At 64.0% G+C, this 25,975-nt stretch carries 28 protein-coding genes; 15 read left to right on the top strand and 13 right to left on the bottom strand.

Features of this window, described 5'->3' with window-relative positions; all coding sequences use genetic code 11:
• Window positions 1-34: 34 nt before the first annotated feature.
• Both C6W91_RS07095 and C6W91_RS07090 read right to left on the bottom strand, forming a co-directional pair.
• Entirely contained in the window at window positions 35-1,081 is a 1,047-nt protein-coding gene (locus C6W91_RS07095) for an MBL fold metallo-hydrolase (protein WP_370570627.1), read from the bottom strand.
• On the bottom strand, window positions 1,081-2,784 hold the full coding sequence (locus C6W91_RS07090) for an acyl-CoA dehydrogenase (RefSeq protein WP_274827572.1): 1,704 nt from the start codon (window positions 2,782-2,784) through the stop codon (window positions 1,081-1,083). The genes C6W91_RS07095 and C6W91_RS07090 overlap by 1 nt, the downstream gene beginning before the upstream one ends.
• A gap of 155 nt (window positions 2,785-2,939) precedes the next feature.
• Between C6W91_RS07090 and C6W91_RS07085 the strand changes: the two genes are divergently transcribed.
• Window positions 2,940-3,905 (top strand): L-threonylcarbamoyladenylate synthase, encoded by a 966-nt coding sequence (locus C6W91_RS07085; RefSeq protein ID WP_370570626.1) that lies wholly within the window; start codon window positions 2,940-2,942, stop codon window positions 3,903-3,905.
• A gap of 118 nt (window positions 3,906-4,023) precedes the next feature.
• Window positions 4,024-4,470, top strand: coding sequence for a hypothetical protein (locus C6W91_RS07080; protein ID WP_370570625.1), 447 nt, complete (start codon window positions 4,024-4,026; stop codon window positions 4,468-4,470).
• A 76-nt stretch (window positions 4,471-4,546) separates the two neighbouring features.
• Here C6W91_RS07080 and C6W91_RS07075 read toward each other — a convergent pair whose 3' ends face one another.
• Window positions 4,547-5,101 (bottom strand): YqgE/AlgH family protein, encoded by a 555-nt coding sequence (locus C6W91_RS07075; protein WP_065273701.1) that lies wholly within the window; start codon window positions 5,099-5,101, stop codon window positions 4,547-4,549.
• A gap of 275 nt (window positions 5,102-5,376) precedes the next feature.
• Between C6W91_RS07075 and C6W91_RS07070 the strand changes: the two genes are divergently transcribed.
• Together C6W91_RS07070 and C6W91_RS07065 are read left to right on the top strand one after the other, a co-directional pair.
• Window positions 5,377-6,144, top strand: a complete 768-nt coding sequence (locus C6W91_RS07070) for a protein-disulfide reductase DsbD domain-containing protein (RefSeq protein WP_370570647.1) — start codon at window positions 5,377-5,379, stop codon at window positions 6,142-6,144.
• On the top strand, window positions 6,141-6,605 hold the full coding sequence (locus C6W91_RS07065) for an NUDIX hydrolase (protein WP_370570624.1): 465 nt from the start codon (window positions 6,141-6,143) through the stop codon (window positions 6,603-6,605). Before C6W91_RS07070 ends, C6W91_RS07065 begins: the two co-directional genes overlap by 4 nt.
• Here C6W91_RS07065 and C6W91_RS07060 read toward each other — a convergent pair.
• The 6 genes from C6W91_RS07060 to C6W91_RS07035 form a co-directional block, all read right to left on the bottom strand.
• A complete protein-coding gene (locus tag C6W91_RS07060) occupies window positions 6,527-9,973 on the bottom strand; it encodes an efflux RND transporter permease subunit (RefSeq protein WP_370570623.1) in 3,447 nt (1,148 codons plus the stop codon). The two genes, C6W91_RS07065 and C6W91_RS07060, sit on opposite strands and share 79 nt — an antisense overlap.
• A 3-nt stretch (window positions 9,974-9,976) precedes the next feature.
• Window positions 9,977-11,446 (bottom strand): efflux RND transporter periplasmic adaptor subunit, encoded by a 1,470-nt coding sequence (locus C6W91_RS07055; protein ID WP_370570622.1) that lies wholly within the window; start codon window positions 11,444-11,446, stop codon window positions 9,977-9,979.
• A gap of 124 nt (window positions 11,447-11,570) precedes the next feature.
• On the bottom strand, window positions 11,571-12,113 hold the full coding sequence (gene moaB, locus C6W91_RS07050) for a molybdenum cofactor biosynthesis protein B (RefSeq protein WP_370570621.1): 543 nt from the start codon (window positions 12,111-12,113) through the stop codon (window positions 11,571-11,573).
• 13 nt (window positions 12,114-12,126) lie between these two features.
• Window positions 12,127-12,747 carry a LysE family translocator gene (locus tag C6W91_RS07045; protein ID WP_274827565.1) on the bottom strand — a complete coding sequence of 207 codons (621 nt, stop codon included), beginning with the start codon at window positions 12,745-12,747 and terminating at the stop codon, window positions 12,127-12,129.
• Complete coding sequence (locus tag C6W91_RS07040; protein WP_370570620.1) at window positions 12,740-13,342, bottom strand: metallophosphoesterase; 603 nt, start codon at window positions 13,340-13,342, stop codon at window positions 12,740-12,742. Before C6W91_RS07040 ends, C6W91_RS07045 begins: the two co-directional genes overlap by 8 nt.
• A 13-nt stretch (window positions 13,343-13,355) precedes the next feature.
• Window positions 13,356-14,132 carry a uracil-DNA glycosylase family protein gene (locus C6W91_RS07035; protein ID WP_274831446.1) on the bottom strand — a complete coding sequence of 259 codons (777 nt, stop codon included), beginning with the start codon at window positions 14,130-14,132 and terminating at the stop codon, window positions 13,356-13,358.
• Window positions 14,133-14,296: 164 nt separating this feature from the next.
• Between C6W91_RS07035 and C6W91_RS07030 the strand changes: the two genes are divergently transcribed.
• The 5 genes from C6W91_RS07030 to plsY are packed head-to-tail and all read left to right on the top strand — an operon-like array spanning window position 14,297 to window position 18,125.
• On the top strand, window positions 14,297-15,277 hold the full coding sequence (locus C6W91_RS07030) for an aspartate carbamoyltransferase catalytic subunit (RefSeq protein ID WP_065272457.1): 981 nt from the start codon (window positions 14,297-14,299) through the stop codon (window positions 15,275-15,277).
• A 5-nt stretch (window positions 15,278-15,282) separates the two neighbouring features.
• Window positions 15,283-15,816, top strand: a complete 534-nt coding sequence (locus tag C6W91_RS07025) for a hypothetical protein (RefSeq protein WP_274831447.1) — start codon at window positions 15,283-15,285, stop codon at window positions 15,814-15,816.
• 1 nt (window position 15,817) lies between these two features.
• Window positions 15,818-16,213 carry a hypothetical protein gene (locus C6W91_RS07020; protein WP_370570619.1) on the top strand — a complete coding sequence of 132 codons (396 nt, stop codon included), beginning with the start codon at window positions 15,818-15,820 and terminating at the stop codon, window positions 16,211-16,213.
• Entirely contained in the window at window positions 16,210-17,520 is a 1,311-nt protein-coding gene (gene pyrC / locus C6W91_RS07015) for a dihydroorotase (RefSeq protein WP_370570618.1), read from the top strand. Before C6W91_RS07020 ends, pyrC begins: the two co-directional genes overlap by 4 nt.
• Entirely contained in the window at window positions 17,520-18,125 is a 606-nt protein-coding gene (plsY, locus tag C6W91_RS07010) for a glycerol-3-phosphate 1-O-acyltransferase PlsY (RefSeq protein WP_274831450.1), read from the top strand. Before pyrC ends, plsY begins: the two co-directional genes overlap by 1 nt.
• 26 nt (window positions 18,126-18,151) lie before the next feature.
• Here the strand turns inward: plsY and C6W91_RS07005 are convergent, their stop codons facing one another.
• Window positions 18,152-18,868 carry a GGDEF domain-containing protein gene (locus tag C6W91_RS07005; protein WP_274827559.1) on the bottom strand — a complete coding sequence of 239 codons (717 nt, stop codon included), beginning with the start codon at window positions 18,866-18,868 and terminating at the stop codon, window positions 18,152-18,154.
• A 397-nt stretch (window positions 18,869-19,265) separates the two neighbouring features.
• Between C6W91_RS07005 and C6W91_RS07000 the strand changes: the two genes are divergently transcribed.
• The 6 genes from C6W91_RS07000 (at window position 19,266) to C6W91_RS06975 (ending at window position 23,159) form a co-directional block, all read left to right on the top strand.
• Window positions 19,266-19,742: a YHS domain-containing (seleno)protein gene (locus tag C6W91_RS07000; protein ID WP_065272451.1), complete on the top strand. Its 477-nt coding sequence runs from the start codon at window positions 19,266-19,268 to the stop codon at window positions 19,740-19,742.
• A gap of 138 nt (window positions 19,743-19,880) precedes the next feature.
• Entirely contained in the window at window positions 19,881-20,414 is a 534-nt protein-coding gene (locus C6W91_RS06995; protein WP_065272450.1) for a GbsR/MarR family transcriptional regulator, read from the top strand.
• A 35-nt stretch (window positions 20,415-20,449) separates the two neighbouring features.
• Window positions 20,450-20,884: a hypothetical protein gene (locus C6W91_RS06990; RefSeq protein WP_274831451.1), complete on the top strand. Its 435-nt coding sequence runs from the start codon at window positions 20,450-20,452 to the stop codon at window positions 20,882-20,884.
• Window positions 20,885-20,901: 17 nt separating this feature from the next.
• Window positions 20,902-21,270 (top strand): hypothetical protein, encoded by a 369-nt coding sequence (locus tag C6W91_RS06985; protein WP_274831452.1) that lies wholly within the window; start codon window positions 20,902-20,904, stop codon window positions 21,268-21,270.
• 99 nt (window positions 21,271-21,369) lie between these two features.
• Window positions 21,370-22,695: an SDR family oxidoreductase gene (locus C6W91_RS06980; RefSeq protein ID WP_370570617.1), complete on the top strand. Its 1,326-nt coding sequence runs from the start codon at window positions 21,370-21,372 to the stop codon at window positions 22,693-22,695.
• Window positions 22,692-23,159 carry a DUF2269 family protein gene (locus C6W91_RS06975; protein WP_370570616.1) on the top strand — a complete coding sequence of 156 codons (468 nt, stop codon included), beginning with the start codon at window positions 22,692-22,694 and terminating at the stop codon, window positions 23,157-23,159. Before C6W91_RS06980 ends, C6W91_RS06975 begins: the two co-directional genes overlap by 4 nt.
• A 20-nt stretch (window positions 23,160-23,179) precedes the next feature.
• Here C6W91_RS06975 and C6W91_RS06970 read toward each other — a convergent pair whose 3' ends face one another.
• The 3 genes from C6W91_RS06970 to C6W91_RS06960 all read right to left on the bottom strand — a co-directional run bounded on the left by C6W91_RS06970 (window position 23,180) and on the right by C6W91_RS06960 (window position 25,975).
• Window positions 23,180-24,550: a glutamate--cysteine ligase gene (locus C6W91_RS06970; RefSeq protein ID WP_370570615.1), complete on the bottom strand. Its 1,371-nt coding sequence runs from the start codon at window positions 24,548-24,550 to the stop codon at window positions 23,180-23,182.
• A 67-nt stretch (window positions 24,551-24,617) separates the two neighbouring features.
• Window positions 24,618-25,145 carry a hypothetical protein gene (locus C6W91_RS06965; protein ID WP_065272447.1) on the bottom strand — a complete coding sequence of 176 codons (528 nt, stop codon included), beginning with the start codon at window positions 25,143-25,145 and terminating at the stop codon, window positions 24,618-24,620.
• Complete coding sequence (locus tag C6W91_RS06960) at window positions 25,142-25,975, bottom strand: GNAT family N-acetyltransferase (protein ID WP_370570614.1); 834 nt, start codon at window positions 25,973-25,975, stop codon at window positions 25,142-25,144. The genes C6W91_RS06965 and C6W91_RS06960 overlap by 4 nt, the downstream gene beginning before the upstream one ends.

Here is a 25,975-nt window from a genome sequence, read left to right as displayed (position 1 = left end):
GCCTTTCCCGGCGTAGCGCCCTGGCGCCACCCCGTCAGTCTTTGCGTTGATACAGCCAGGCGCCGTCTTGGCGCTGTTCGCGTGTGACCCGCCCCAGATGGAAGAGGTGATTGACATGGGCCACCGCCTCGACCAGCGCCAGCCCGTACTCACCCGGCCCGATGGCGCGTTTGAACAGCGGCGAAAAACACTCAGCCGCGGTGCGCGGGCTGTCGAGATGGTCCATCAGCCGGTCCAGCGCGCCGTGATGGTTGTCGATCAGCTGCCGCATCCGCAGCGGCAGACGCGAGAACGGCAGCTTGTGACCCCCAAGGGCCAGATGATCATGCCGTGCCAGCGGCGCCAGACGTTCGCAGGCCTCCAGCCATTCGCCCAAGGGGTCCGCCATCGGTTCGGTGGCATAGACGCCGATATTGGGGCTGATCGACGAGAGAATCTGATCCCCGGTGATCACCAGATTGTCGTCACGACTCCAGAAGGTGGCATGTTCCGGCGCGTGGCCGTTGCCCATGTGCACATCCCAGTCGCGCCCGCCCATGCGGAACACATCGCCCTGCTGCACCCGGCTAAAGCCCAGCGGCATCGGGTAGACGGTATCGGCAAAATTGAACGGCCGGTCCGCAACCCGCTGGTCATAGATTTCCTTGTCCATGCCCGCGCTGCGGTAATAGGCCAGCGTTTCCTCGGGCCAGGTTTCCTGCACATCCAGCGTCAGCATGCGGGCGAACAGCCAGGCAGTACGGGTGGTGACCAGCTCGGCGCCGTATTCGGATTGGAACCAGCCCGCCAGACCGATGTGATCCGGGTGATGGTGGGTGGCGACGACGCGGCTGACAGGCTTACCCTTCAGCGGGCCTGCCATCAGGCTTTGCCACAGTTCGCGGCTCTTGCGGGTGTTGAACCCGGTGTCGATCACCGTCCAGCTATCGCCCTCGTCAAGCGCGTAGACGTTGACGTGGTCCAGCTTCATCGGCAGCGGCTGGCGCATCCACAGGACGCCTTCGGCGACCTCGATCACCTCGCCCAGCGCGGGCGGTTCTTCCCAGGGGGTACGCGGGCCGACTTCGGGAACGGAGGCCATCAGCTGGCCAGCTCGTCCAGTGTCAGCGCCATGGCACCCTCGATACCTTCCTGCGCGTGCTGCAGCAGGCCGACATGCTCGGGCAGCATCCGCTTGATGTAGAACCGCGCCAGTTTTTCGCGCGGGCCGCCCTTGTCAGCCAAGGCCGCCATCAGGTGGTAATGCCCCCCCAGAACACGGGCAAAGGCCCGCAGATAGGGCACCGCCCCGGCAAAGCGGTTCTGCAGATCACCCTGCCCCACCAGCCAGTCGGTCGCTTCGCGCAGGCTTTCGCAGGCCTGCCAGACGGCTTCGGCCATATTGGGGTGGGTCGGACGGGCGCGTTCGGCCAGCTCTTCGATCTCATCCATCAGACGGTTGGCCATCTCGCCGCCATCCATCATCTTGCGGGCAACAAGATCCATCGCCTGAATGCCGTTAGTGCCTTCGTAGATCGAGGTCACGCGCACATCGCGGCAGAATTGCGCGGCGCCGGTTTCCTCGATGAAGCCCATGCCACCATGCACCTGCAGGCCGATATCTGCGACGCGAATGCCGGTGTCGGTGCCAAATGCCTTGGCAATCGGGGTCAGGAAGGCGGCGCGGGTCTTGCAATCCGCCTCTCCGGTGGCGGTGGACATGTCTATGGCCTGAGCGCAGGCCAACAGGATCGCACGGGAGGCAAAGAGATCCGCCTTCATCTCCATCAGCATCCGGCGCACATCCGCGTGGTCAACAATGCCGCCCGACGGCGTCTTGCCCTGCTTGCGCTCCAGCGCATAGGCCAGCGCCTTCTGATAGGCGGCTTCGGCAATGCCGACACCCTGACCGCCGACACCCAGACGCGCGTTGTTCATCATGGTGAACATGGCCGCCATACCGCCATGTTCGGCGCCCACCAGCCAGCCGGTGGCGCCATCATATTGCATCACGCAGGTCGGGCTGCCGTGCAGGCCCAGCTTGTGTTCGAGGCTGACCACCTTGAGGCTGTTCGCCTTGCCGGGGTTGCCATTGTCATCCGGCAGGAACTTGGGAACCAGGAACAGCGAGATCCCCTTGGTGCCCGGCACCCCGTCGGGCAGCCGCGCCAGCACCAGATGGCAGACGTTGCCTGCGAAATCGTTGTCGCCCCAGGTGATATAGATCTTCTGCCCGGTGACGGAATAGGTGCCATCGCCATTCGGCACGGCCTTGGAACTGAGCGCGCCCACGTCCGATCCGGCCTGCGGCTCGGTCAGGTTCATGGTGCCGGTCCATTCGCCCGAAATCAGCTTCGGCAGGTATAGCTCTTTCAGCGCGTCGCTGGCGTGGTGATCCAGCGCCTCGATCTGGCCCTGGCTCATCAGCGGGGCCAGCTGCAACGACAGGCAGGCGCCGGACATCATTTCATTGACCGCCGAGGTGATCGTCATAGGCAGCCCCATGCCACCGTGCTCCTGCGGTGCGCTCATCCCGAGCCAGCCGCCCTCGGCAATGGCACGCCAGCCATCGGCAAAGCCGGGCGAAGTACGCACAACGCCGTTTTCCAGATAGGCTGGGTTCAGATCCCCCGGACGCTCCAGCGGCGCCATCACCTCGTCGCACATCTTGCCCGCTTCGGTCAGAATCGCCGTCACCATGTCGTCCGAAGCCTCGGCAAACAGGTCGGTTGCGGACACATCCTCAAAACCGACGATGTGCTTGAGCATGAACTCATACTCGGAAACGGGGGAACGGAAGGTCATTGGCGTCCTCTTGGCGTCCTGTGGGGCTCTCTCGTGTCTGGGCTAGTCTTTTACCCAGTCTTGGCATTGCTTACGAGGCCCTTTATATCTCGCGGCCTGTCCGATTACCTATCCTCTCGACCTTTTCAATCAACCAAAACGCCGCGTCACCCACCATGTCCAGCCTGACCACCGAAATTCTGGGGACCTCGGATGCTGATCTGAGCCGCGCCGCCGATCTTCTGAAGGCGGGTCAGCTGGTGTCCTTTCCGACCGAGACGGTTTACGGCCTGGGCGCCGACGCCCGCAACGGCACGGCGGTGGCTTCGGTCTATGCAGCCAAGGGGCGGCCCAGCTTTAACCCGCTGATTGCCCATGTACATTCCGTCGCGGCGGCGCAGCAGCTGGTGCAGTGGAACGATTTGGCCGAACGGCTGGCAGCGGCCTTCTGGCCCGGGCCGCTGACCCTGGTCTTGCCACTGCGCGAGGGCCACGGCGTTTCCGGACTGGTGACCGCGGGACTTCAGACACTGGCAGTTCGGGTTCCGGCCCATCCCACCGCCCTGCGGCTGCTACGCCTCGTGGACGGACCGGTGGCAGCCCCCTCGGCCAACCCGTCGGGACGGATCAGCCCCACCACGGCCGCGCATGTGCTGGCCGGGCTGAACGGCAGGATCGCTGCCGTCGTGGACGATGGTCCCTGCGGCGTAGGAGTGGAATCCACCATCGTTGGCCTCAGCGGACCAAAGCCCATGCTGCTGCGCCCCGGCGGACTGGCAGCCGAGGACATTGAGGCAACCCTCGGTACGTCGCTGACCGACCGCGACGCAGCCGATCCCCTGTCGGCGCCGGGGCAGCTGCTGTCCCACTACGCGCCCAATGCCCGCGTCCGCCTGAACGCGACAGAAGCCGGTGAGGGAGAGCTGCTGCTCGGCTTTGGCTCCATGGACTGTGATCTGAACCTGTCAGCGGTCAGCGATCTGGCCGAAGCCGCCGCCAATCTGTTCGAACACCTGCACCGGCTTGATGCAATCGGTCAGCCGATTGCTGTCGCGCCCATCCCGGAACACGGGCTTGGCAGCGCGATCAACGACCGTTTGCGCCGGGCCGCCGCGCCCCGGGACGACAGTTCCGCGCACTGACCCGGCCCGAACGGCCAGCCAGATCCGCCAAAACCCCATCAATTATTCATATATTCGATAGTCTCTATGCATAAACAGGATACCGGGCTATCCTGACCTCCTACTAGGGAGGAACATCATGAAACATTTACTGACAGCGGCCGCTGTAACCACAAGCCTGTGCGCAGGCTGGACGACCGCAGCCCTGGCCGAAGGTGCCACGCATCACATCGCCGTTCACGTCAATCAGAATGACCCCAAGGTCATGAACATGGCGCTCAACAACGTGCAGAACCTGACCCGCTATTACGAGGCGCAAGGGGACACGGCGGTTGTGGAAGTTGTCGCCTACGGCCCCGGCCTGCACATGCTGATTCCGGGGAAAAGCCCGGTCGCGGACCGCATTGCAACCATGAGCCTTGAGAACGACAAACTGTCCTTTTCGGCCTGCGGCAACACCCACCGCAAGATGAGCGAGAAGGCAGGCAAGGAAGTTGCCCTGCTCGAGGAAGCCTCGATCGTGCCTTCCGGTGTGGTCCGGCTGGTGGAACTGCAGGAACAAGGGTTCTCTTACGTCCGGCCCTAATTGGCGCAGACCTGACAGACAATAACACGCAGGGGCGACCCGTCCCTGCGTAACTGGCCGCACTGGCCGTGTGGGGTCAGGCAGTTCCGGCGCTTGAGGACAGCGACACCGGGTCCACGCCCAACGTTTTCAACGCCGCGCCCCATTTTTCCAGATCGTCCATCTCGAACAACAGCTCGGCGCTGGCCTCGGCCGTCAGCCAGCCATTGGCGACGATTTCACTTTCCAGCTGCCCCGGCCCCCAGCCAGCATAGCCCAGCATCACGACCATCTGCTCTGGCCCGCTGCCTTCGGCAATGTCTTCCAGAATGTCCAACGTCGCGGTCATCGCAAAACCGCCCGGAACATCCAGAGAATTGACCCGCGAATGATATTCATCCGAATGCAAAACGAAGCCGCGCTGGGTCTCGACCGGACCACCGAAACGGACAGGCAGAGATGCAACATCGGTGTTTGCCTCGATCTCCAGCTGTTCCAGCAGACTGCCCAGCTGCACGCCCGGCGCCGTCTTGTTCACGATCAGCCCCATCGCCCCCTCATCACTGTGAGAGCACAGGAACACCACCGCATGTTCGAACCGCGGATCGCCGATTCCCGGCATGGCAATCAAGAGTTTACCTGTCAGATCCATATCGCCTGTCTTTCTGTCTGCTTGGTCCATCGGACCAGACCGCATGCGACCAGCATGCAGCCCCACGCCCAGAGGTGCAAGGGCTGGTCCCCTGCGACACTGAAGCAGCCAGATCTGACGAAGTCTGACCGGAACGTGACTTGGCATTTGCAGACGGAATGCGCATTTATTGGTGTATGAGACATAAACGCCCCTCCTCTCGCCCTGTGTCCCGATCTGTGTTCGGGCTGGCCCGTCTGAAATCCGCCGTGGCGGCCTGCGCCGTTCTTGCGCTGATGCCGGTTGCGACTGTGCAGGCGGGCGCATCGCCCGATCCGGTGCAGATCGAGATCCTCGATGGCGGGATGACGAAACGGGGCACCTATATGGGCGCGCTGCGGCTGACGCTCGACAGCGGCTGGAAAACCTACTGGCGGGCGCCCGGGGATGCCGGCATTCCGCCCAGATTTTCCTGGCGTGGATCGCGCAACATTGGCGACGTGTCGATGACATGGCCCGCCCCCGAAGTCTTCATGACCTCCGGCTACCGCACCATCGGCTATCACGATCAGCTGGTGCTGCCGATCGAGATCACCCCCGCGAATCCTGCCAAACCCGTCCGCATCAAGGGACGCATGGAACTGGGCGTTTGCAAGGACGTCTGCGTGCCATCCGAGCTGTCCTTTGATCACCGGCCAGACCCCGAAGCAGGCCGCAACCCGGCGATCGTCGCGGCGCTGGCCTCGCGACCCTATTCGGCGCAGGAGGCAGGCGTCTCCTCGGCGATCTGCAGCCTGTCCCCCGGCAATTACGGTATGCGCGTCGAAGCGCAGATCACCATGCCCAGCGCCGGTGGCGAGGAAGTCGCGGTGATCGAACCGGGCACACCGCATCTGATGGCCGGGGAAACCAGCACCGAACGACGCGGCGGTATTCTGCTGGCACGGACCGAGTTCATGCCCGCAACCAGCAACAGCCCGACCTCCATTGACCGGTCAAAACTGCGCATTACCGTGCTAGGGCGCAGCCATTCGGTGGATATCAAGGGCTGCGACGCCGGATGAGCCGCCCGGTTCTGGGCGCGCTGGCGGTGGTCTGCCAGACCGTGGCCGGACAGGACAGCGTGATCCTGATCCAGCGCCGCAATCCGCCCAACGCAGGCTGGTGGGGCTTTCCCGGCGGTCACGTGGAATGGGGCGAAACCGCGCTTGAGGCTGCCGCACGCGAGCTTCACGAGGAAACCGGCGTCCTTGCCCGTCCGCGGGGCTATCTGACCAATGTCGACGTGATCCTGCCCGGCCCGGACGAGGCGGTTTCGCACCACTACCTGCTGACCGCCGTGCTCTGCGATTATGTCAGCGGTGCGCCGACCCCGGATGACGATGCGCTGCAGGCGAAATGGGTGGCGGTGGACGATCTGCCCCGCAGCGGGCTGGAGCTGATCGATCAGGTGGCCGAAGTCGCAATCTTGGCCCGGTCGCGCTGGCGCGACCGCAGCCCGTGGGACAGCGCCCCGATCACATAGGTCAGCAGCCCGAACACCACGGCCCCCAGCAGGAACAGAATAAGCCCCGCCCGCACCGGCTCCATCGTGGCCAGCCCGGTGTCCGAGGCCATAAGCCCCCCACGCAGGGCCGGATGCAGCGCGCCTGTTGCCATGGCCCAGCCCAGCGTCAGCACCAGCCAGCCGAGCTGTACCAAAGCCGATCCGGCGATCAGCCAGCGCAGAACCCGGGTATGGGCGCGCTGGCCAGACCGCAGCGCCCGCCGCAGCGACATGATGGGCCGCGCCGCATCCCGCTGCACCGCGACCAGTGCGGGCACCACCAGAAGCACCAGGAACATGCCAAAACCCAGCCCGTAAACCAGCGTGATCACCGTCGGTTTCAGGAACTGCGCCTGCTGCGAGCTTTCGTACATCAAAGGCGCCAGACCCAGCACCGTGGTCAGCGTCGTCAGCATTACCGGTCGCAAACGGTCCGCGGCCCCGTCGATGATCGAGGGCACCAAGCCGCGCTCAGCCGCGTATTCGTCGATGGTTGTGACCAGCACGATGGAATCGTTGATGATGATCCCGGTCATGCCCAAAAGCCCCACCACCGTGAACATGCTGAGCGGCACCTCCCAGAGGTAATGCCCCCAAATCGTGCCCACGAGACCGAAGGGAATGATCGCCATCACCACGATGGGCCGCGTCCAACTGGCAAAGATCCAGGCCAGCACCAGGTAGATGCCGGTCAGGCACAGGATCAGACCGGTGCCCGCCTCGGAGAGGAAAGTGTCTTCCTGCTCGCTGAGGCCCGCAAGACGCCATTCCACCTGACGCTCGCTGGCGATTGTCGGCAGGATCTCCTCCTGCAGCGCGGTGATCACCGCCTCGGCGCGGGCGGGATCGTCCTCGGAGATATCGCCGGTAACGCTGATCACCCGGATGCCGTTTTCGCGCCGCACGGTGGAAAACCCGCTGCGCTGGCTGACCGAGACGATATCGGCCAGCGGCACATAGCTGCCGCCCGGCGTCCGCATCAGGGTACGCTCCAGGAAGTCCGCCGTCAGCTCTCCCTCGGGCAGTTCGACCCGGATGGTGGCGCTGCGCGGTCCGTCCGGATAGGTCGCTGCCTCGATCCCGTTGAGCCGCGCCCGCAGCGCCCGGCCCAGACTGTCGATGGTAAAGTTGAGCGCCTGCCCCTGCGGGGTCAGATCGAGAATGACCTCTTCCTTGTCATAGGCGAGGTTGTCTTCCACCGCTGAAACCTCGGGGTAGCGCAGGACGGCGGCTTTCAGATCCTCCGAGGCCGCCTTGAGCGTCTGCACATCGGCGCCGTAGAACTGCACGTCCATCGCATCGCCGCCCGGCCCCGACCGCCAGCTGCGGAAGGAAACGGTCTCTGCCAGCGGATGGCGCACCACCTGTTGCTGCAGCTCCGCGACAAAGGCAAAACTGGAATAATCGCGTTTATCCGCGTCGATCAGCTCGATCGAGATGCCGCCCAGCAGGTCAGCGTCCTTGGCCTCGACACCTGACAGACCGCGCCCGGCATTGCCGCCAATCTCGGCCATGACGAAATCCAGCGGGTTTTCGCCATAGCGTTCAGCGTATTCCGCGCCCAGCGCCTCGGTCGCGCGCTGCATCTCGCGCATCATCTCCAGCGTGTCTTCGCGGGTCGCCCCCTCGGCCATGGCGAAATTGCCGGTGATCGAACCGCGCTCCGGCGCGTTGAAGAACCGCCATTTGACATCGCCGCCAATGAACAGCGCCAGCTGGCTGGCCAGAATGACCGCCGCGCCTGCCAGCACCACGTAACGCGCGCGCACCACCAGCGCCATCAACGGGCGGAACAGGACGTCCCGGACCCAGCGAAAGCCCCGGTTCACCGCCCGGTTGGGCCAGTCGTACCAGTGCCGCTGCTGCGCGTGGGTCAGGGCATGGGCCATGTGGTTCGGCAGGATCAGGAAGCATTCCGCCAATGAGGCCGCCAGCACCATGATCACCGTAAAGGGAATATCCCGGATCAGATCGCCAAAGCGCCCGCCGATGATGACCAGACCGAAAAAGGCGATGATCGTAGTCAGGGTTGCAGCAAACACCGGCAGAGCCATACGCCGGGCCGCGTTCTCGGCCGCCTGCATCGGCGTCTCGCCCAGCCGCCGAACCCGGAAATCGGCATGTTCGCCCACCACGATGGCATCATCGACCACGATCCCCAGGGTGATGATCAGACCAAAAAGTGAGACCATGTTGATGGTCAGCCCCGCCGCGTACATCAGCGCCACGGCCGCAAACATCGCCGCCGGAATGCCTGCCGCGACCCAGAAGGCGATGCGCACATTGAGGAACAGGAACAGCAGGATCAACACCAGCCCAAGCCCCATCAGCCCGTTGTCCACAAGGATGTTGAGCCGGTCCGAGATCGCCTCGGCCCGAGTGCGGATCAACCCCGCGGTGACGCCCTGCGGCAGGCTCAGCTGCAATTCGTCGACGACCTTTTCAACCTTGTGCTGGATGCCGATGGCATCGCCCTGATCCGAGCGGTCGACCCGCACCGACATCGCCGGATGCTCCCCCACGAAATAGGAGCGGCTGCGGTCGACGCCTTCGACCCGGATCGTTGCCACATCACCAATGGTCAGCGCCGATCCGTCCGCATTGGTGCGCAGGACAATTCCGGCCAGCTCGTCCGGCGTGCGTTTCTCGCTGCCGGTGCGCACGCGGGTATTGGCGCCGGTGACATCGCCCGCCGGATCGGCATCGACCTCGGCGGCGATGGCGGCAGCGATTTCCGCCATGCTGACATCATAAGTGATCAGCGCAGACGAGGGCACTTCAACGATGGTTTCCGGCGCAGCAACACCGCGGATAGTGGTGCGGGTGACCCCGACCTCGAACAGGCGCACGACCAGCTCATCCGCAAAGAGCCCCAATTGCTCGGGGCCGATATCGCCGGTGATCACCACGTCGGTCACCCGATCGCGCCAGGCACCGCGTTTGACGGTGGGCTCTTCCGCCTCTTCCGGCAGGGTGGTGACCAGGCTGACCGCTGTCTGCACATCGTCCGAGGCGCGTGACATATCCCAGCCCGGTTCGAACTCCAGCGTGATGGTGCCCAGACCCTCGCGGGAGATGGCGCTGGTTTCCTCGACCCCGTCCACCGCCAGAAGGGCCGGTTCCAACGCCTGCACGATGGCGCTATCCACGTCCTCGGGGCCGGCACCATCCCATTGCACCCGGACGGTGACGTTTTCCACGATCACATCGGGAAAGAACTGCGCCCGCATGTTGGGGATCGCCGCCGCGCCCAGCACCAGCAGGATCACCAACAGAAGGTTGGCCGCCGTCCGGTGACGGGTGAAGTAGCTTAGCAGGCCGCCAGCGGGCCGGGACAGATCGCGCATGGATCAGCCTCCCTTGCGGGCTTCGATACGGTTGACCAGTTGCGCAGGCACCGCCGTTTCCGAGAGCTGCGCCAGCACCCGTTTGCGAGCCTCTTCCGGCATCTGCGCGTTGCCTTCGACAAGGGCGACAAGACGGGCGCGGCGATCCTCGGTCAGCTCTATCAGCTCAGGCCCTGCGGCTTCGGGGGCAATCTCAGCCTTGGCGTCGATCCGCAGGGGTCGCACCCGGATACCCGCGCCCAGAAGGGGCGTGCGCCCAGTGACGATCTCGCGCCCTGCCAGGCCTTCGCCCCGGATCAGAACCGCATCGCCCTGTCTGCGCACCAGTTCCACCGGCAGCGCCTCCAGCCGGTCTTCGGCGCCCAGCACCAGCACCGCACCGTCGCTGCCCAGCGCCGAGGCAGGCACCCGCACGACATTCTCCACCGGCGGTTCGGTCACCGAAACGGTCACGAAATCCCCCGGTTTGAACCCTGGCGCCGCATCAAGGCGCGCATAGACCAGACGACCGGTCTGCCCGTCCCCGGCGGCGCCGCTGACCCGCGACAGCTGCCCGGTGGCCGACAGCGCGGCCCCGGCAGCATCCAGCATCACCCGCACCGGGGCCTCGATCAGGTGTCCGGCATCATCCAGCAGGCGGGCGTATTGCAGGGTCGAAACCCGGAAAGCCACCTCCAGCCGGTCCGCGTCCACCAGTTCGGCGAGTTTTTCATTGGCCGAGACGAGACGCCCTTCGACCAGGCTGACCGCCTGCAAGGTACCGCTGAAGGCGGCCGAAATCGTGGTATCTTCCAGATCGCGCTGTGCGGTTTCCAGCGCAATCTCGGCGCGGGCCACCCGCGTCTTGGCCTGATCCACCCGTGCCTCGGCCTGCGAAATCGCCTGCCTGCGGGAAATCATCGCCTGCCGTGCCTGCGCTGCCGCCAGCGCTGCGGTTTCCACCGTTGCCGTGGTACCGACACCTCGTTCCTCAAGATCCAGCTGCCGCTGATAGGCCTTGCCGCGCAATTCCGCCTGATCCTGCGCGGCTTCGAGCTCATCATTGGCCAGGATCAGGGCCCGTCCCGCATCGCGCTCCTCGGCGCGGGCATCCATCATGTCGGCCTCGGCCCGGTCCAGTGCCGCCTGCGCATCGGCAGGATCGATCTGCACCAGCAACGCGCCTTGCTCGACGCGGCCCCCCTCTTCGAAATTCTCGGACAGGTGAATGACCCGACCGGCCAACGCGGTGCGCAACTCCAGCGTCCGGCGGCTGTCGATGCGGCCAAAGGCGATCAACTCTGGCGCGATGGTCTGTACATCGGCCGAGACTACCCGCACCGCAAAAACGCGCTCGCGCGCAGGCGGCGTGCGCGGTTCGGCATTGAGCCGCGCCTGCACCGCGCCCATCACCAGCCAGCCCGCGTAGAGCAGCAGACCCAGCATCGCCGCCGTCAGAAACAGACCCGTCAAACTATGCCGCAAAAACCGCATTCATATTCCTTCCGGTGGCAGATGCTGCCGCTTCGATCCCGCAAAACACCCGGGCAGGCGCAATCGCCCACCTGAAAAGATAGCAACTGAACATACCCGTTACGAGGTTACACGCGGCTGCGGATCACTTCCGTCGCAGATGTTCGTCCAAACGGGGCATTATCTCGACGAAATTGCAGGGGCGGTGGCGGAAATCGAGCTGTCTGCCCAGGATTTCGTCCCAGCCGTCCTTGCAAGCGCCCGGGCTGCCGGGCAAAGCGAACAGATACGTACCCCCGGCAACACCCCCCGTGGCCCGTGACTGCACCGCCGAGGTGCCGATCTTCTGCATCGACACGATGGTGAAGACGGTACCGAAGGCGTCGATTTCCTTTTCATAGACATCGCGGTGCGCCTCGACCGTGACATCGCGGCCCGTAAGGCCGGTGCCGCCGGTGGAAATCACCACGTCCACCTCCGAGTTCGCCACCCAGGCGCGCAATTGATCGGCAATCTCGCTGCGCTCATCCGGCAGGATCTTCCTATCGGCCAGCACATGCCCTGCCTCGGTCAGCCGATCCACCAGAACCTGCCCGGAGCGGTCCTCCTCCAGAGAGCGACTGTCCGAGACGGTCAGGATGGCAATGCGGACGGGAATGAAGTCTTTGCTCTCATCGATACGCGACATGGTCTGCTACGCCTTATGCTTTTTCCAGAATGGCCAGCCTCAGCGCGAGACCGGCAAAAATACCGCCAGAGATCCGCCCCAGCCAGCGCCCCGCCACCGGGTTGGTGATCAGCCGCCGCCCGGCCTGCCCCGCAAAGATCCCGACCAACCCGTTGATCACGAAACCGCCCAGCGACAGGACCGCACCGAAGATCAGGAACTGCAGCAGCACTGGGCCTGCCTCGGGGACCACGAATTGCGGGATAAAGGCGAGGACGAACAGGATCACCTTGGGGTTGGTGAGATTCACCAGAAATCCGGAACGAAAGGCCCGCGCCGCAGGCACCGCAGGCGCATCGCCGGGGGCCGGGCCGCTGCGGAAGGTGGTCCAAGCGAGATAAAGAAGATAGGCCACGCCGACCCAACGGATTACATCGAAAAGTCCCGGAACCGCAGCAACCGCCGCGCCAAGGCCGAGACCCGCCAGTGCCACATGCACGAAACACCCCGCCGTGATCCCGGCGCTGGCCGCGACCGCCGCGCGCCGCCCCGAGCGCAGCCCCTGCCCAAGGCAGAACATCATATCCGCCCCCGGCGTCAGGTTCAGCGCCAGCGCCGCGGGCACAAAGGCAAGAAGCGTCAGCGGATCAATCATGGCTCACCTCGAAAAAACCGGCCGTCGGGCCAAGGTTGGCACAGGCCGTCTGCCCGATCTTCCCGCGCGTGCCCCAGGCCTCGTGCACGTGACCGAACAGGGCCAGCTGCGGCTGCAGCCGTTCAATCGCGGCGCGGATCGCTGTGGAGCCGACCGACAGGCCGGTGGAGGTGAGATCGCCCAGCCCCTTGGGCGGCGAATGGGTCACCAGAATGTCGGCCTGCGTGCAGGGCGCGAGCAGGTCCTCGGCTGCGTCTTCGGACAGATCCCAGGACCAGGCGCCAAAGGGTGTTTCCGGCACACCGCCGCCCAGCCCCCAGAAGGAAATGCCATCGATTGTGACACCATTTCCATGGAGCACATGGGCATGCCCGGGCGCAGCAGCGCGCAGCTCTTCAGCACTTTCGGCATTGCCGGCGACCATGACCATCGGCGCGGTAATACCCGAAAGCAGCTCCATCGCCTGATCCAGCCCCTGCCGCCCGTTGCAAAAATCACCGGCACCCACCACCAGATCTGCATCGGCGCTGGCCGCCACCAGATCGGCGGCGCGGGTGCGGGCCAAATGCAGGTCGGAAAAGGCAAGAATATTCATGTGTAAAGCCTCGTCAAAGGGCGGTGAGCCGCGCCTTCAGCTCCAGAAGGTCGGCCCAGGCTGCGCGTTTCTGCGCAGGCTGGCGCAAGAGGTAGGCCGGGTGGAACATCGGGATCACCGGCTTGCCCCAGACCTGATCCCACTGACCGCGCAGCCGGGTGATGCCACGTTTGCCCAGGACCGCCTGACAGCTAATATTGCCCATCAGCACCAGCACCTCCGGCTCGGCCAGCTCCACGTGGCGTTTCAGGAAAGGCACCATCATCGCCATTTCCGCAGGCAGCGGATCGCGGTTCTGCGGTGGGCGCCAGGGTAGCACGTTGGTGATATATACGTTCTTGTCGCGATCCAGATCGATGGCACCCAGCATCTTGTCCAGCAATTGCCCGGCACGGCCAACGAAAGGCCGCCCCTCGCGGTCCTCGTCGCGACCCGGGGCCTCTCCGATGATCATCACGCGGGAACCGGCCTGACCGTCGCAGAACACCAGATTGCGGGCGCCGCGCTTCAGCTCGCAGTGATCGAAGGCGGCCATCGCCTCGCGAAGGGCAGGCAGGGAGGTCGCAGCTGCGGCGGCCTTTTGCGCGACTTCGACCGGGTCCACCTCGGGGAGGCGCTGGATCTGTCCGGGCTGCGGTGCATCAGGCTGCGCGCCGCGCGCGGGTTTGGGCACCTGCTGCTCCAGTTCGTAGCGGTTTACGGGCGTCTCGCACAGGGCTTCGGTTGCGCCCAGTTCGATCTGCCACGCGAGCAAGGCGCGGGCGCTGTGATAATCCAATGCCGATTCCATGGCGCAAAGCTACTCTGCCTCAGCGCCAAGCGGAACCAGAGACTTGCGCATCGGGACAAGAGGTAACACCTTTGAGCCAAACCAGTCCGCGGCGGCAGCACGGTGCCTTGCCCGGCAGCGACGCCGCGCCTATAAGGGCGCGCAAACAGCGCGGAGCCTGCCTCATGTCTCATGTTTCCCCACCCCCCACCGGCCCCGGTTTTGCAGCCCGTCATCTGTTGGGGATCGAGCATCTGAAGCCCCATGAGATCACCGAGATCCTGGATCTGGCCGATACCTACGTGGATCTGAACCGCCGCCCGGAAAAACACTCCGACGTGCTGGCGGGGCTGACGCAGATCAACATGTTCTTTGAAAACTCCACCCGCACGCAGGCCAGCTTCGAACTGGCCGGCAAACGGCTGGGCGCGGATGTGATGAACATGGCGATGCAGGCGTCCAGCATCAAAAAGGGTGAGACGCTGATCGACACCGCGATGACGCTGAATGCGATGCATCCCGATCTGTTGGTGGTGCGTCATCCCCATTCCGGTGCCGTGGACCTTTTGGCGCAAAAGGTAAACTGTGCGGTGCTGAACGCGGGCGACGGGCGGCATGAACACCCGACGCAGGCGCTGCTGGATGCGCTGACCATCCGCCGCGCCAAGGGGAGGCTGCATCGCCTCAACATCGCGATCTGCGGCGACATCGCCCACAGCCGCGTGGCGCGCTCAAACCTGATCCTCTTGGGCAAGATGGAAAACCGCATCCGCCTGATCGGGCCGCCAACGCTGGTGCCCGGCCATTTCGCCGAATTCGGCGCCGAGATCTATGATGACATGCGCGAGGGGCTTGAGGGTGTTGATGTCGTCATGATGCTGCGCCTTCAAAAGGAACGCATGGACGGCGGTTTCATCCCGTCCGAACGCGAATACTACCACCGCTACGGGCTCGATGCCGAAAAGCTGGCACTGGCCAAACCCGACGCCATCGTCATGCACCCCGGCCCGATGAACCGCGGTGTCGAAATCGACGGCACCATCGCCGATGACATCAACCGCTCGGTCATTCAGGAGCAGGTGGAAATGGGCGTCGCCGTGCGCATGGCCGCAATGGATCTTCTGGCCCGCAACCTGCGCGCCGACCGCGTCGCAGAGGCGGGCTGATCCCGGTGGAGGGTGTCATACATATCCCTGCGGGCGAACACGGCGTGATCCGCCTGTTCCAGCTCGACATGCGCCCCGAACAGGCCGTCTTTCTGCGCGAGCCCGGCGCACTGGCGCAGGTGCTGGGGATTGATGCGCTGGATATGGAACAGGTCGAAATCTTCCCGGTCAGCGACCTCGAAGAGCTTGGTCTGGCAGGCTACCTGACCGAAGGCATGGGCGTTCCGGAAGAGCAGATCGCCCCGGACCGGGAGCGCCTTGCCGCGCTCGAAGGACATGTCATGGTGATCCGCTCGCGCGCCTTTGGCGGACGCGAGATGCGCCTGACGCCCGCCGAGCAGATCCAGCCCGTCGCCACCTACGGCACGCCCGGCACCAGCTGGAGTGGCGCCCCGATTGAGACCGAAAGCGCCAAACCCTATTCCGCACCGAAGCTGGCCCCACGCAAAGCGCGCGCCGAGGCCCGCCGCATCGGCGCCACGCTTTTTGCGGTGGTGATGGGGCTGGTCGGGCTCGTACTTTATCTGCTGGTGCGCTGACATGGAGCAGGACACCGGCGAGATCAGCTTCACCCCCGACCGCAGCGCCTATATCCGCGCCCACGCCTGGATGGCGGCCTTTGCCATGGCGGCGGGCATGGGGCTCCTCTGGGCGGCGGGCAATCCGCATATCTGGACCGGCGCCATCGGCGGGCTTGCTGCCATCGCCCTGCGCGGCTGGTATCTTGCGAGCGAGGAAATGGCCGTCGTCTGGCGCATCGCCGATGGCGTTCTGACAGGTCCCGGCGAACGCCGCGTGCCGCTGGGTGAGATCGAGACCGCTCGGTCGATGGCCAGCTATGTCCAGATCATCACCCGGGGCGGTGACAAGCACCTTATCAAGTATCAGGCCGATCCGGCCGCCACCCTCTCAGCCATCGAAAGAGCCCGCGCATGACCACTCTGTTCATCAATGCCCGACTGATCGACCCCGAGGCCGGAACGGATGCGCCGGGGGCTGTGCTTGTCGCGGACGGTCAGATTACCGAAATCCTGCCCGAGGGTACGCAGGCAGAGCACCTGTTTCGCGCGCGAAACATTGACCCGACAGAGGCCGAAGTGGTCGATTGCGGCGGCAAATGCCTCGCCCCCGGTATCGTCGATATTGGCGTGAAGGTCTGCGAGCCGGGTGAGCGGCACAAGGAAAGCTACAAGACCGCCGGCCTTGCGGCGGCGGCGGGGGGTGTCACCACCATGATCACCCGCCCGGACACCAATCCCGCAATCGACAGCCCCGAAACGCTGGAGTTCGTCACCCGCCGCGCCCAAGCCGACACGCCGGTCAACGTGCTGCCTATGGCCGCCCTGACCAAGGGGCGCGAAGGGCGCGAAATGACCGAGATCGGTTTTCTGCTGGATGCGGGCGCCGTCGCCTTTTCCGACTGCGATCACGTGGTGGCCAATACCAAGGTGTTTTCCCGCGCGCTGGCCTATGCCAAGAGCTGCGGCGCCTTGGTGATTGCGCATCCGCAGGAGCCAGTTCTGAGCGCGGGCGCCGCCGCCAGCAGCAGCAAATTCGCCACCCTGCGCGGCCTGCCTGCGGTGTCCCCGATGGCGGAGCGCATGGGGCTGGACCGGGATATCGCACTCTTGGAGATGACCGGCGCGCGCTATCACGCCGACCAGATCACCACCGCCCGCGCCCTGCCCGCATTGGAGCGTGCCAAGGCCAATGGGCTGGACATCACGGCTGGCACCTCGATCCACCACCTGACCCTGAATGAGCTCGACGTGGCCGACTACCGCACCTTCTTCAAGGTGAAACCGCCGCTGCGCGCGGAAGAGGACCGGCTGGCGGTGATCGAAGCGGTGCGCAGCGGGCTGATCGACACGATTTCCTCGATGCACACGCCGCAGGATGAGGAAAGCAAACGCCTGCCGTTTGAAGAAGCCGCTGCCGGCGCCGTGGCATTGGAGACTCTGCTGCCCGCAGCCCTGCGCCTGTATCATGCCGAGCAACTGGATCTGCCGACCCTGTTCCGGGCGATGTCCCTGAACCCGGCAAAACGGCTGGGTCTGGCTTGCGGACGCCTCACTGCCGGGGCACCTGCGGACTTGATCCTGTTCGATGCGGATGTGCCTTTTGTGCTGGACCGCTTTACGCTGAAATCGAAATCGCAGAATACCCCCTTTGACGGCCAGCGGATGCAGGGCAGAGTGCTGGCAACCTATGTGGCCGGCGCGCCCGTTTTCCGGAGAGACTGATGCCTGCATTCGACACCCCGTTCCTGATGATGCTGCTCTGGGCCCTTGTGGGTTACGGGCTGGGATCAATTCCCTTTGGTCTGGTGCTGACGCGGCTGATGGGACTTGGCAACCTGCGGGACATTGGATCGGGCAATATCGGCACCACCAATGTGCTGCGCACCGGATCGAAACTGGCGGCCTTGCTGACGCTGCTCCTGGATGGCGGCAAGGGCGCGGCCGCGGTGGTTCTGGCACGGATGCTGGCCGGAGAGGACGCGGCGCAGCTGGCGGGGCTTGCGGCCTTCCTCGGCCATTGTTTCCCGGTCTGGCTGGGCTTCAAGGGTGGCAAGGGCGTTGCGACCTTCCTGGGTCTGATGCTGGCCCTGGCCTGGCCGGTGGGCGTTGCCGCCTGCCTGACCTGGCTTGCGGGCGCTGCGATCACCCGCATGTCATCGGCTTCGGCGCTATTGTCGGCGCTGGCCGCCCCGGTTTGGGCACTGCTGCTGGGTGTGCCGCAGATCGTGACGCTGACCATTGCCCTGACCGTGATCGTCTTCTGGCGCCATTCGGAAAATATCACCCGCCTGCGCGCCGGAACCGAACCGAAGATCGGCCAGAAATAATTCCGGCGCACCCCGGCGCACACGGCCTATGTGGCCAGCGGCAGCGGCGCCCCAACGCGATTGCGACCTTGACGCTTGGCCAGATAAAGCGCCTCATCTGCGCGCCGCAGCACCTCCTCCACCGGGTTGCGGCCATCGGCATAGCCAAGCCCGATGGAAATCGTGCAGTTCAGCTCTTTGTCCAGCACCTTGACGGTCTGCCGCTCCACCGCCTGCCGGATGTCCTCGGCGCGCTGCATGGCATCATCAAGATCCTTTTGCGGCAGGCAGACCACGAATTCCTCGCCGCCATAGCGCGCCGCCAGCCCGTCCTGCTTCACGTGTTCTTCAATCACCGCGGCGACGCGACGGATCACCTCATCCCCCACAAGGTGGCCATAGGTATCGTTCACCTGCTTGAACAGGTCGATATCCAGCATCAGGAAACTGCCCCGTAAATCCCCCTGCATCTCATGCATCTGCCGCATAAAATGACTGCGGCTAAGCAGGTTGGTCATCTGGTCATGGGCCAGAAGATGCTCCAGCTGTTTGTTAAGCTGGTGGATCTCAAGCGAGCGGTTGGCCGACATCAGGCAGGCAGGCGGTGCGATCAGCAGCGGCCCCAGAATCGAAGCCCGAAGCATATCGGTCGACAGCCCATCCCCCAGCAACAGCCATGTCAGCAGAACCGAAAGGCAAACGGCCATGCCGGTAATGCCCACGACATATTTCCATTTGTCGGCCTCGGAGCGAATTTTAAACATGATGACTCTTGATCGGATGTGCGGTCCGGTTCCTAGCATGCAATGGTTAAAGCTCCCTGCCGCGCAAAAGCAGTTTTAACCATTCTTTTGCGTCAGACCCTGTTCATCCGGTCAGGCTCCCTGTCCTTTGTTCGCAATGCGCTGGTGCGGCGCAACATTCGACACTGCGACCGCAGGCGCCGTACCCCCATCACAGAAAACACGCAGCCTTGTGATGTGCAGTTCTGAACACCCAAAAGTGCCACCAAGCGCAGTCACTATGAGTTGTTTTGAACGTGAGCGCCTCTGCCTCCACATGGGTGCTGTGACAGCCGCAAAGGGTTGCACGCAGACTATCGACCCAAGGGCCGACACGTGGCGCATTTCGCCATCGGCCCGCATTCCAAAGGATGGAACCATGAACAAATTCAAGACTATTGTGAGCGGTGTCGCGCTGTCCGTTGCACTGGCGACTTCGGCGATGGCAGCAGGCGTGGAACTGAACGCGTCCTCGACCGGCCTGGCCCTGCAAGGCTACGACCCGGTTGCATATTTCACCGTTGGTGAGCCGACCCCCGGCAACTGGAAAATCACCGCGCTGCACAACGACGCTCTGTATCGCTTTGCTTCCGAAGAAAACAAAGTTGCATTTGAAAAGAACCCCGAAGCCTACCTGCCCGAGTACGGCGGATACTGCGCATTCGGCGCGGCCATGGGCTTCAAATTCGACGGCGACCCGACCCTGTGGAAAATCGTTGACGACAAACTGTACCTGAACCTGGCAACCGACATCCAGGAGCGCTGGGAAGGTGACGTCGCAGGCTTCATCGAAAAAGCCGACGCTAACTGGGGCGACATCGAGCACAAAGATCCGGTTGAGCTGCAGAACCAGTAAGGTTCCCACGCCTTAGCAAAAGCGACCTCACTCACGGACGCTTTACCCGGCGGCAGGATTCCCCTGCCGCCGGTTTTTTCTTGACTCGACTCGCAATCCAGTTATTTCTGCAATTACAGAAATTTCAGGATCACTCGAATGAACCTCACCCCCGCCATGCAGAACTTCATCCTCCACTGGGGGGAAATGGGCTCCAAATGGGGCGTGAACCGGTCTGTTGCGCAGATCCACGCGCTCTTGCATATCTCGCCCGATGCGCTGACCGCCGAGGAAATTTGCGACACGCTGAACCTTGCCCGTTCCAACGTGTCCAACGGGCTAAAGGAACTACAGTCACAAGGGCTGGTCAAATCCTCCCGCCAGCTGGGCGACCGACGCGATCATTTCACCTCGATCCGCGACATGTTCGATCTGGTGGATGCCGTGATCGCCGCCCGCCGTGAACGCGAGTTCGCCCCTACCTTACGCGCCCTTGAAGAGGTCATGGCCGAGGCCGAAGAGGACAACACCCCCAAGGTCATCAAGGCGCGCATGGGCGAGACCCTGCGCGTGATGCAGATGTTTGATGACTGGTACATGGACTTTTCCCGCCTGCCCCGCGCGGTGCATCTGGCGGTGCTGAAGATGGGATCGAAACTGGTGCGCTTCCTGCCCGGCGGGAAATCCGACTAGACCTGCCCAAAAAATTTTACCTGGAGATTTCACAAATGACAGAAATAACTGATAGGTTAGAAAATACTGAGCCCGAAGTCGTGGCAAAGCGCCACCTGGTGGACCCCGTTGCCTTCGCCCTCGCCGTCGTCGGCGGGCCGCTGCTGGTTGGATTGATAGGAGCACCGACTCTGATCAGCCCCTTCGCCACCCTTATCGGTGGACCAGTTTATGTTCTGGCCGGAACACCAATAATGCTGGCCTACCTGGCCATGCGCGACTCGTCTCCGGAAGCATGGGCAGGGCTGGCATTTCTTACCAACCTCATTCTGTTTGGGATCATTCTACAACTGCCTGACATGTCCCGTTCCACACAAAGCTGGGATGGCATGCGCTTGATTTGGGGAAGTCTCTTTGCCCCTATCTGGGGCTGGATCAGCGGCTGCATTTACGCCTCTCTCAAACGTGATTTCTACAAACAACCCCTCTGAATCGAAAGGACACCACCATGCTGTTTCAAATCGCAACCTACCTCGCCCTCGCCCTTCTCATGGTCACCGCGATGACCCTGATGATCCTCAAAATTTCCAGCATCTTGGGCGATTGCCCACAATCGGGCCGTGCCGCGCGGGCGGCAGGCGTCACGATCGCCACCGGCTATGCCATGATCGCCCTCGGGGGCATCGGGCTGATCGGCGCCGCGATGCCGGTGCTTGACCTAGGTGTCTGGGGCCTGTTGCCCGCGCTCGGCTTTGCTGCGATCTGCCTCGGTCTCGGCTTCGCCCATGCCGTCGCCACCCTGCGCGCCGTGGTCCGCGAGGCGGTGAACCCACCTGCCACAGTTCCCACGGGCAAACCGGCCGCAAGCGCCGCCTGAGTGCAGGTTCCCAGAAAGCGGGGCGTCTCAGCGGCGCCCCCTTCCCCAAACGGCCCCCGCCCCCAACCGCCCCCAGGCACCGCCAAATCGAGATTTCTCATGATCCCCGACCACAAAGACACCTCCCCCCGCCCCAAAGCGCTGGTCCTTGGTGGATACGGGCTGATCGGCGCCGCCACCATGCGCGCGCTTTCGCAAGCGGGGTTTCACACCATCGGCCTTGGGCGGTCGCGCACTGCCGCGCAGGCATCGGACAGGCAGGCCGACTGGATCATCCGCGACATCCCTGCCATTTCTGTCAGCGAGTGGAAAACGATCCTGGCGGACGTTGATGTTGTGGTGAACGCTGCGGGCGCCCTCCAGGATGGCGGCCGCGACGATCTTAAAGCCATTCATGTCACGGCGATAACTACCCTTCTCGCGGCCCTTGAAGGCGCGGATATCCGCTTGATCCAGATCTCTGCCGCAGGCGCCCACCCCGAGGCCAGCACCCGGTTCTTCCGCACCAAGGCGCGGGGCGATGCGCTGATCGCGGCACGCTATCACAACTGGGTCATCCTGCGCCCTACGCTTGTCTTGGCACCCGAGGCCTATGGCGGCACCGCGCTGCTGCGCGCAGCGGCGGCGCTGCCCGCCGTGACCCCCCGTCTCTTCCCCAAGACCCAGATCCAGACGGTCCATATCGACGATCTGACCCAAGCCATCTGCATGGCCGCCCGTTCCGAGGTGCCCGCTGGCACCCTTGCGGATCTCACCGAAGAGGAGAGCCGCAGCTTCCCCGAACTGCTGCAAGCCATGCGGAGCTGGCTGGGATACCCGCCCGCGCGCTGGTCCTTGCCCCTTGATCAACGCATTCTCAAACCCATTGGAGCGGTTGCGGATCTTCTGGGGCACCTCGGCTGGCGCGCGCCCCTGCGCAGTACCGCCCTTAGCGCCTTGCAAGACGGAATAGCTGGCGATCCACAGAACTGGACAGCCGCCGGAGGTTCCCCCTGCCGATCCCTCACAGCAACGCTGCGCAGTATCCCGGCCACGCGGCAGGACAGGATTTTTGCCCGCGCGTATCTCGCTCTGCCGCTGGCCATTGCGGTGCTTGCGCTGTTCTGGACCCTGTCCGGCCTGATCGCACTGGCTGACCTCGCTGGCGCTATGGCCGTACTGACGGATCGCGCCCTGCCGCATGGTTTAGCTGCACCCATCGTCTTGGGCGGCGCAGCAACGGACATCTGTCTGGGCCTAGGCATCCTCTGGCGGCGCTGGAGCAGACCCACCGCCCTGTCCATGATTTCCCTCTCTGCCCTTTACCTCATGGGCAGCGCCCTCATCGCCCCGGATCTGTGGGGCGATCCATTGGGGCCGATGGTCAAGGTCCTGCCGGGCATGGTGCTGGCCGTCATGGTCTGGCTGCTGATGGAGGAAAGATGACCTACGACCTTCTTCTTTTCCTGCATGTGATCGGTGCAACCGTCCTTCTTGGCTCCGGCGCAGGCATTGCCTTCTTCATGCTGATCTCGAACCGCAGCCGGGATCCGGCGCTGATCGCCCATGTCTCGGGCATCGTGGTGCTGGCCGATGGGGTCTTCACCGCAACCGCCGCAATCCTGCAACCCATCACTGGATACTTGCTGACGCAACAGGCCGGGTGGCCCCTGACCGAGGGTTGGGTCGTCCTGTCGCTCGGCCTTTATGTGCTGGTCGGCTGTTTTTGGCTGCCGGTGGTCTGGATCCAGATCCGGCTGCGCGATCTGGCCCGCGCTGCCCATGTTGCAGGCAGGCCATTGCCCGCACGCTACCACCAGCTTTTTCGCTGGTGGTACGCTTGTGGCTGGCCCGCCTTTGCAGCGGTTTTGGGAATTCTCTGGCTTATGCTCACCAAACCGGTGCTATGACCGGATGCAACGCTGCAGGATCAGTAGCTGTATTCGGCGTAGATCCGGGTCAGATCGCCGTTCCAGTCGCCGTGGTAATGCTCCAGCAGCTCATCTGCCGGGACCTTGCCGCTGTCGATGCTTTCCTTCAGTGCATTCAGGAAATGCGTCTCGTCCGGGACCATGCCACCAGCGCCGGGACGGGCGCGCGCCTTGAGGCCTGCCTCGGAAATCTCCAGCACCTGACGCGCCAGATCGTGCATCTTGATGTCTCCGACCTCGGCCTGCAGCGCCTGTTCCGCCGCGCCCACACGCAGGGCCTCGCGGGTTTCCGCATCCCAGCCCTTGACCAGATCCCAGGCCGCATCGAGGCTGTTTTGGTCGTACATCAGACCCACCCAAAAGGCCGGCAGCGCGCAGAGCCTGCGCCAGGGGCCGCCATCGGCGCCGCGCATCTCCATGTATTTCTTGATCCGCGCCTCGGGGAAGGCGGTGGTCAGGTGGTCGGCCCAGTCGCTGAGCGTCGGGGTTTCACCGGGCAGCGCGGGCAGTTTGCCATTGAGGAAGTCGCGGAAGGATTGACCCAGCGCGTTGATGTATTCACCATCGCGGTAGACGAAATACATCGGCACATCGAGCGCATACTCCACGTAGCGTTCAAATCCCATGCCCTCTTCAAAGACGAAGGGCAGCATGCCGGTGCGGGCATCGTCGAGATGGCGCCAGATCTTGCTGCGCCAGGACTTGTGGCCGTTCGGTTTACCTTCGAAGAATGGCGAATTGGCAAACAGCGCAGTGGCCACCGGCTGCAACGCCAGGGCGACGCGCAGTTTCTGCACCATGTCGGCTTCGGAGGCGAAATCAAGGTTCACCTGCACCGTGGTGGTGCGGCGCATCATGTCCCGGCCCATGGTGCCGACCTTGGCCATGTAATCGTTCATCAGCCGGTAGCGCCCCTTGGGCATCAGCGGCATCTCGTCATGGGTCCAGATCGGAGCGGCGCCAAGGCCGATGAAACCGACGCCAATCTTGTCGGCGATTTCCTTCACCTCGCGCAGGTGGGCGTTTACCTCGTCGCAGGTCTCGTGAATGGTTTCCAGAGGCGCGCCCGAAAGCTCCAGCGCCCCGCCGGGTTCAAGGCTGACGTTGGCGCCATCCTTGGTCAGGCCAATGAGGTTGCCGCCTTCGGTGACGGGCGACCAGCCATAGCGGTCGCGCAGCCCTTCCAGCACCGCCTGGATCGAGCGTTGACCGGCGTAGGGCAGCGGTTTCAGCGTATCCTTGCAATAGCCGAACTTCTCGTGCTCGGTGCCGATGCGCCAGTCGGCGCTCGGTTTACAGCCGGAGGCCAGGTATTCGGCCATCTGTTCGTGGCGTTCGATCGGTCCGCCGCCGGACTGGGGAATGGACATGCCGGGCACTCCGTCCTGTTGTTTCGCTGTTTTCGGCGGTCAGAAGTGGGGCCAAACGACGCCGGTGTCAATGCAGCCTTTGGTGGGTGGGTCGGCTTGGGATGCGCTCCCAGATCACGACCTGGTGAGCACCGGCCTTGCGCAGCTCGGCCAGCATCCGTTCCGTGCGCAGCCCCGGAAGGCTGGCAAAGACGTCAAACAGTGCCTCGTGACCTTCGGCGTTCACCGGGATCGCCAGCGGCGGCTGCCCCGGCTGCTCCAGCACCCAATGGGGCGGTTTCGCAGTATGATCCAGCCGCAGCCGTTCGATTTCAGAGGCCGCAACGGCGCCACCTGTGAGAGGGCCGAAATAGGCGATCTGCCCTTCGTCCACCTGGACCACACCCGGCCCGCCCGCGCCCAGCCGGAAGCGCAACCGCTGCGCGCCTACCACGGCCAGCACCAGCCCGACCGCGATCAGCGCCCAGCCGGTCATGGCGGTAAATCCATAGGAGGTGAAAGCCCACTTCAGCCCCACCAGCAGCATCAGCGCCGCGACGATCAGCTCGCGCCAGCGCCACAGGCTGGCCTGTGCTTCGGGTCGGATGAAACTCATGGCACCTCCTGTTCCGGGGCAAAAAGCACCAGAGAAAATGATCCAGCGGGCCGGAACCCGATTGCCTCATAGGCGCGCGCTGCTGCCGGGCTGGCGGCGAACAACACGGCCCGCTGCGCCCCGGCCTTGCGGGCCTCGTCCAGATGCAGGGCGACGGCAAGGCGGGCCAACCCCCTGCCCCGCAAACCCGGCGGCGTATAGACGCCACCGATTTGCACCACCTCCGGTATCTGGGCATTTAACCCTGTCATGGCAACCGGCTGGCCTGCAATAACAAGAACCCGGTGACTGTCACGATCGAGGTAACCGGCAATATCCTGCGCCGCCTGTTCTTCACTGACATCCGCCCCAGTTGCCAAGACTTCGCGATGATAGGCCGCCCGCCAGTCCAGCACCAGATCGCGCGGCGCCGCGGCCAGAGGGATCAGCGCCGCCTGTTCGGCCTTCGGTATTTCCAGCTGGTCAAGGTCAAGGGAGAACCCCGGCTCGTCTTCATCCAGCCGGGTCGGGCGGGAGACAAAATCACTGGCGGCGAGAAAGGCGCGCAGCTGTGCGGTGTCTCCGGCGCAGCCCGCGATGCTGCGTCCCGCCAACAGCACCGATGCAGCCTGCCAGTCTTCGGCGCGCGCGTGGGGCGCCTGCATCAGCACCATGCCCGCCTCTGTCAGACCAATGACGCCCGAGAGGTCATCCCGCACCCAAAGATCCATCGCCTGCCCATTGCCGGGATCCTTCAGGTTGCCCAGAAGGAACATCGAGCTTTGCAAATGCTGGCGCAGCAGGCGCTCTACCGGCGGAATGTCAGCCGCGCGGGCGGCGCGCCAGACCAT

This window comes from Phaeobacter sp. SYSU ZJ3003 (assembly GCF_041300735.1).
In the GTDB taxonomy this organism is placed as follows: domain Bacteria; phylum Pseudomonadota; class Alphaproteobacteria; order Rhodobacterales; family Rhodobacteraceae; genus Phycobacter; species Phycobacter gallaeciensis_A.
This window is presented reverse-complemented; position numbering and strand designations above follow the sequence as displayed.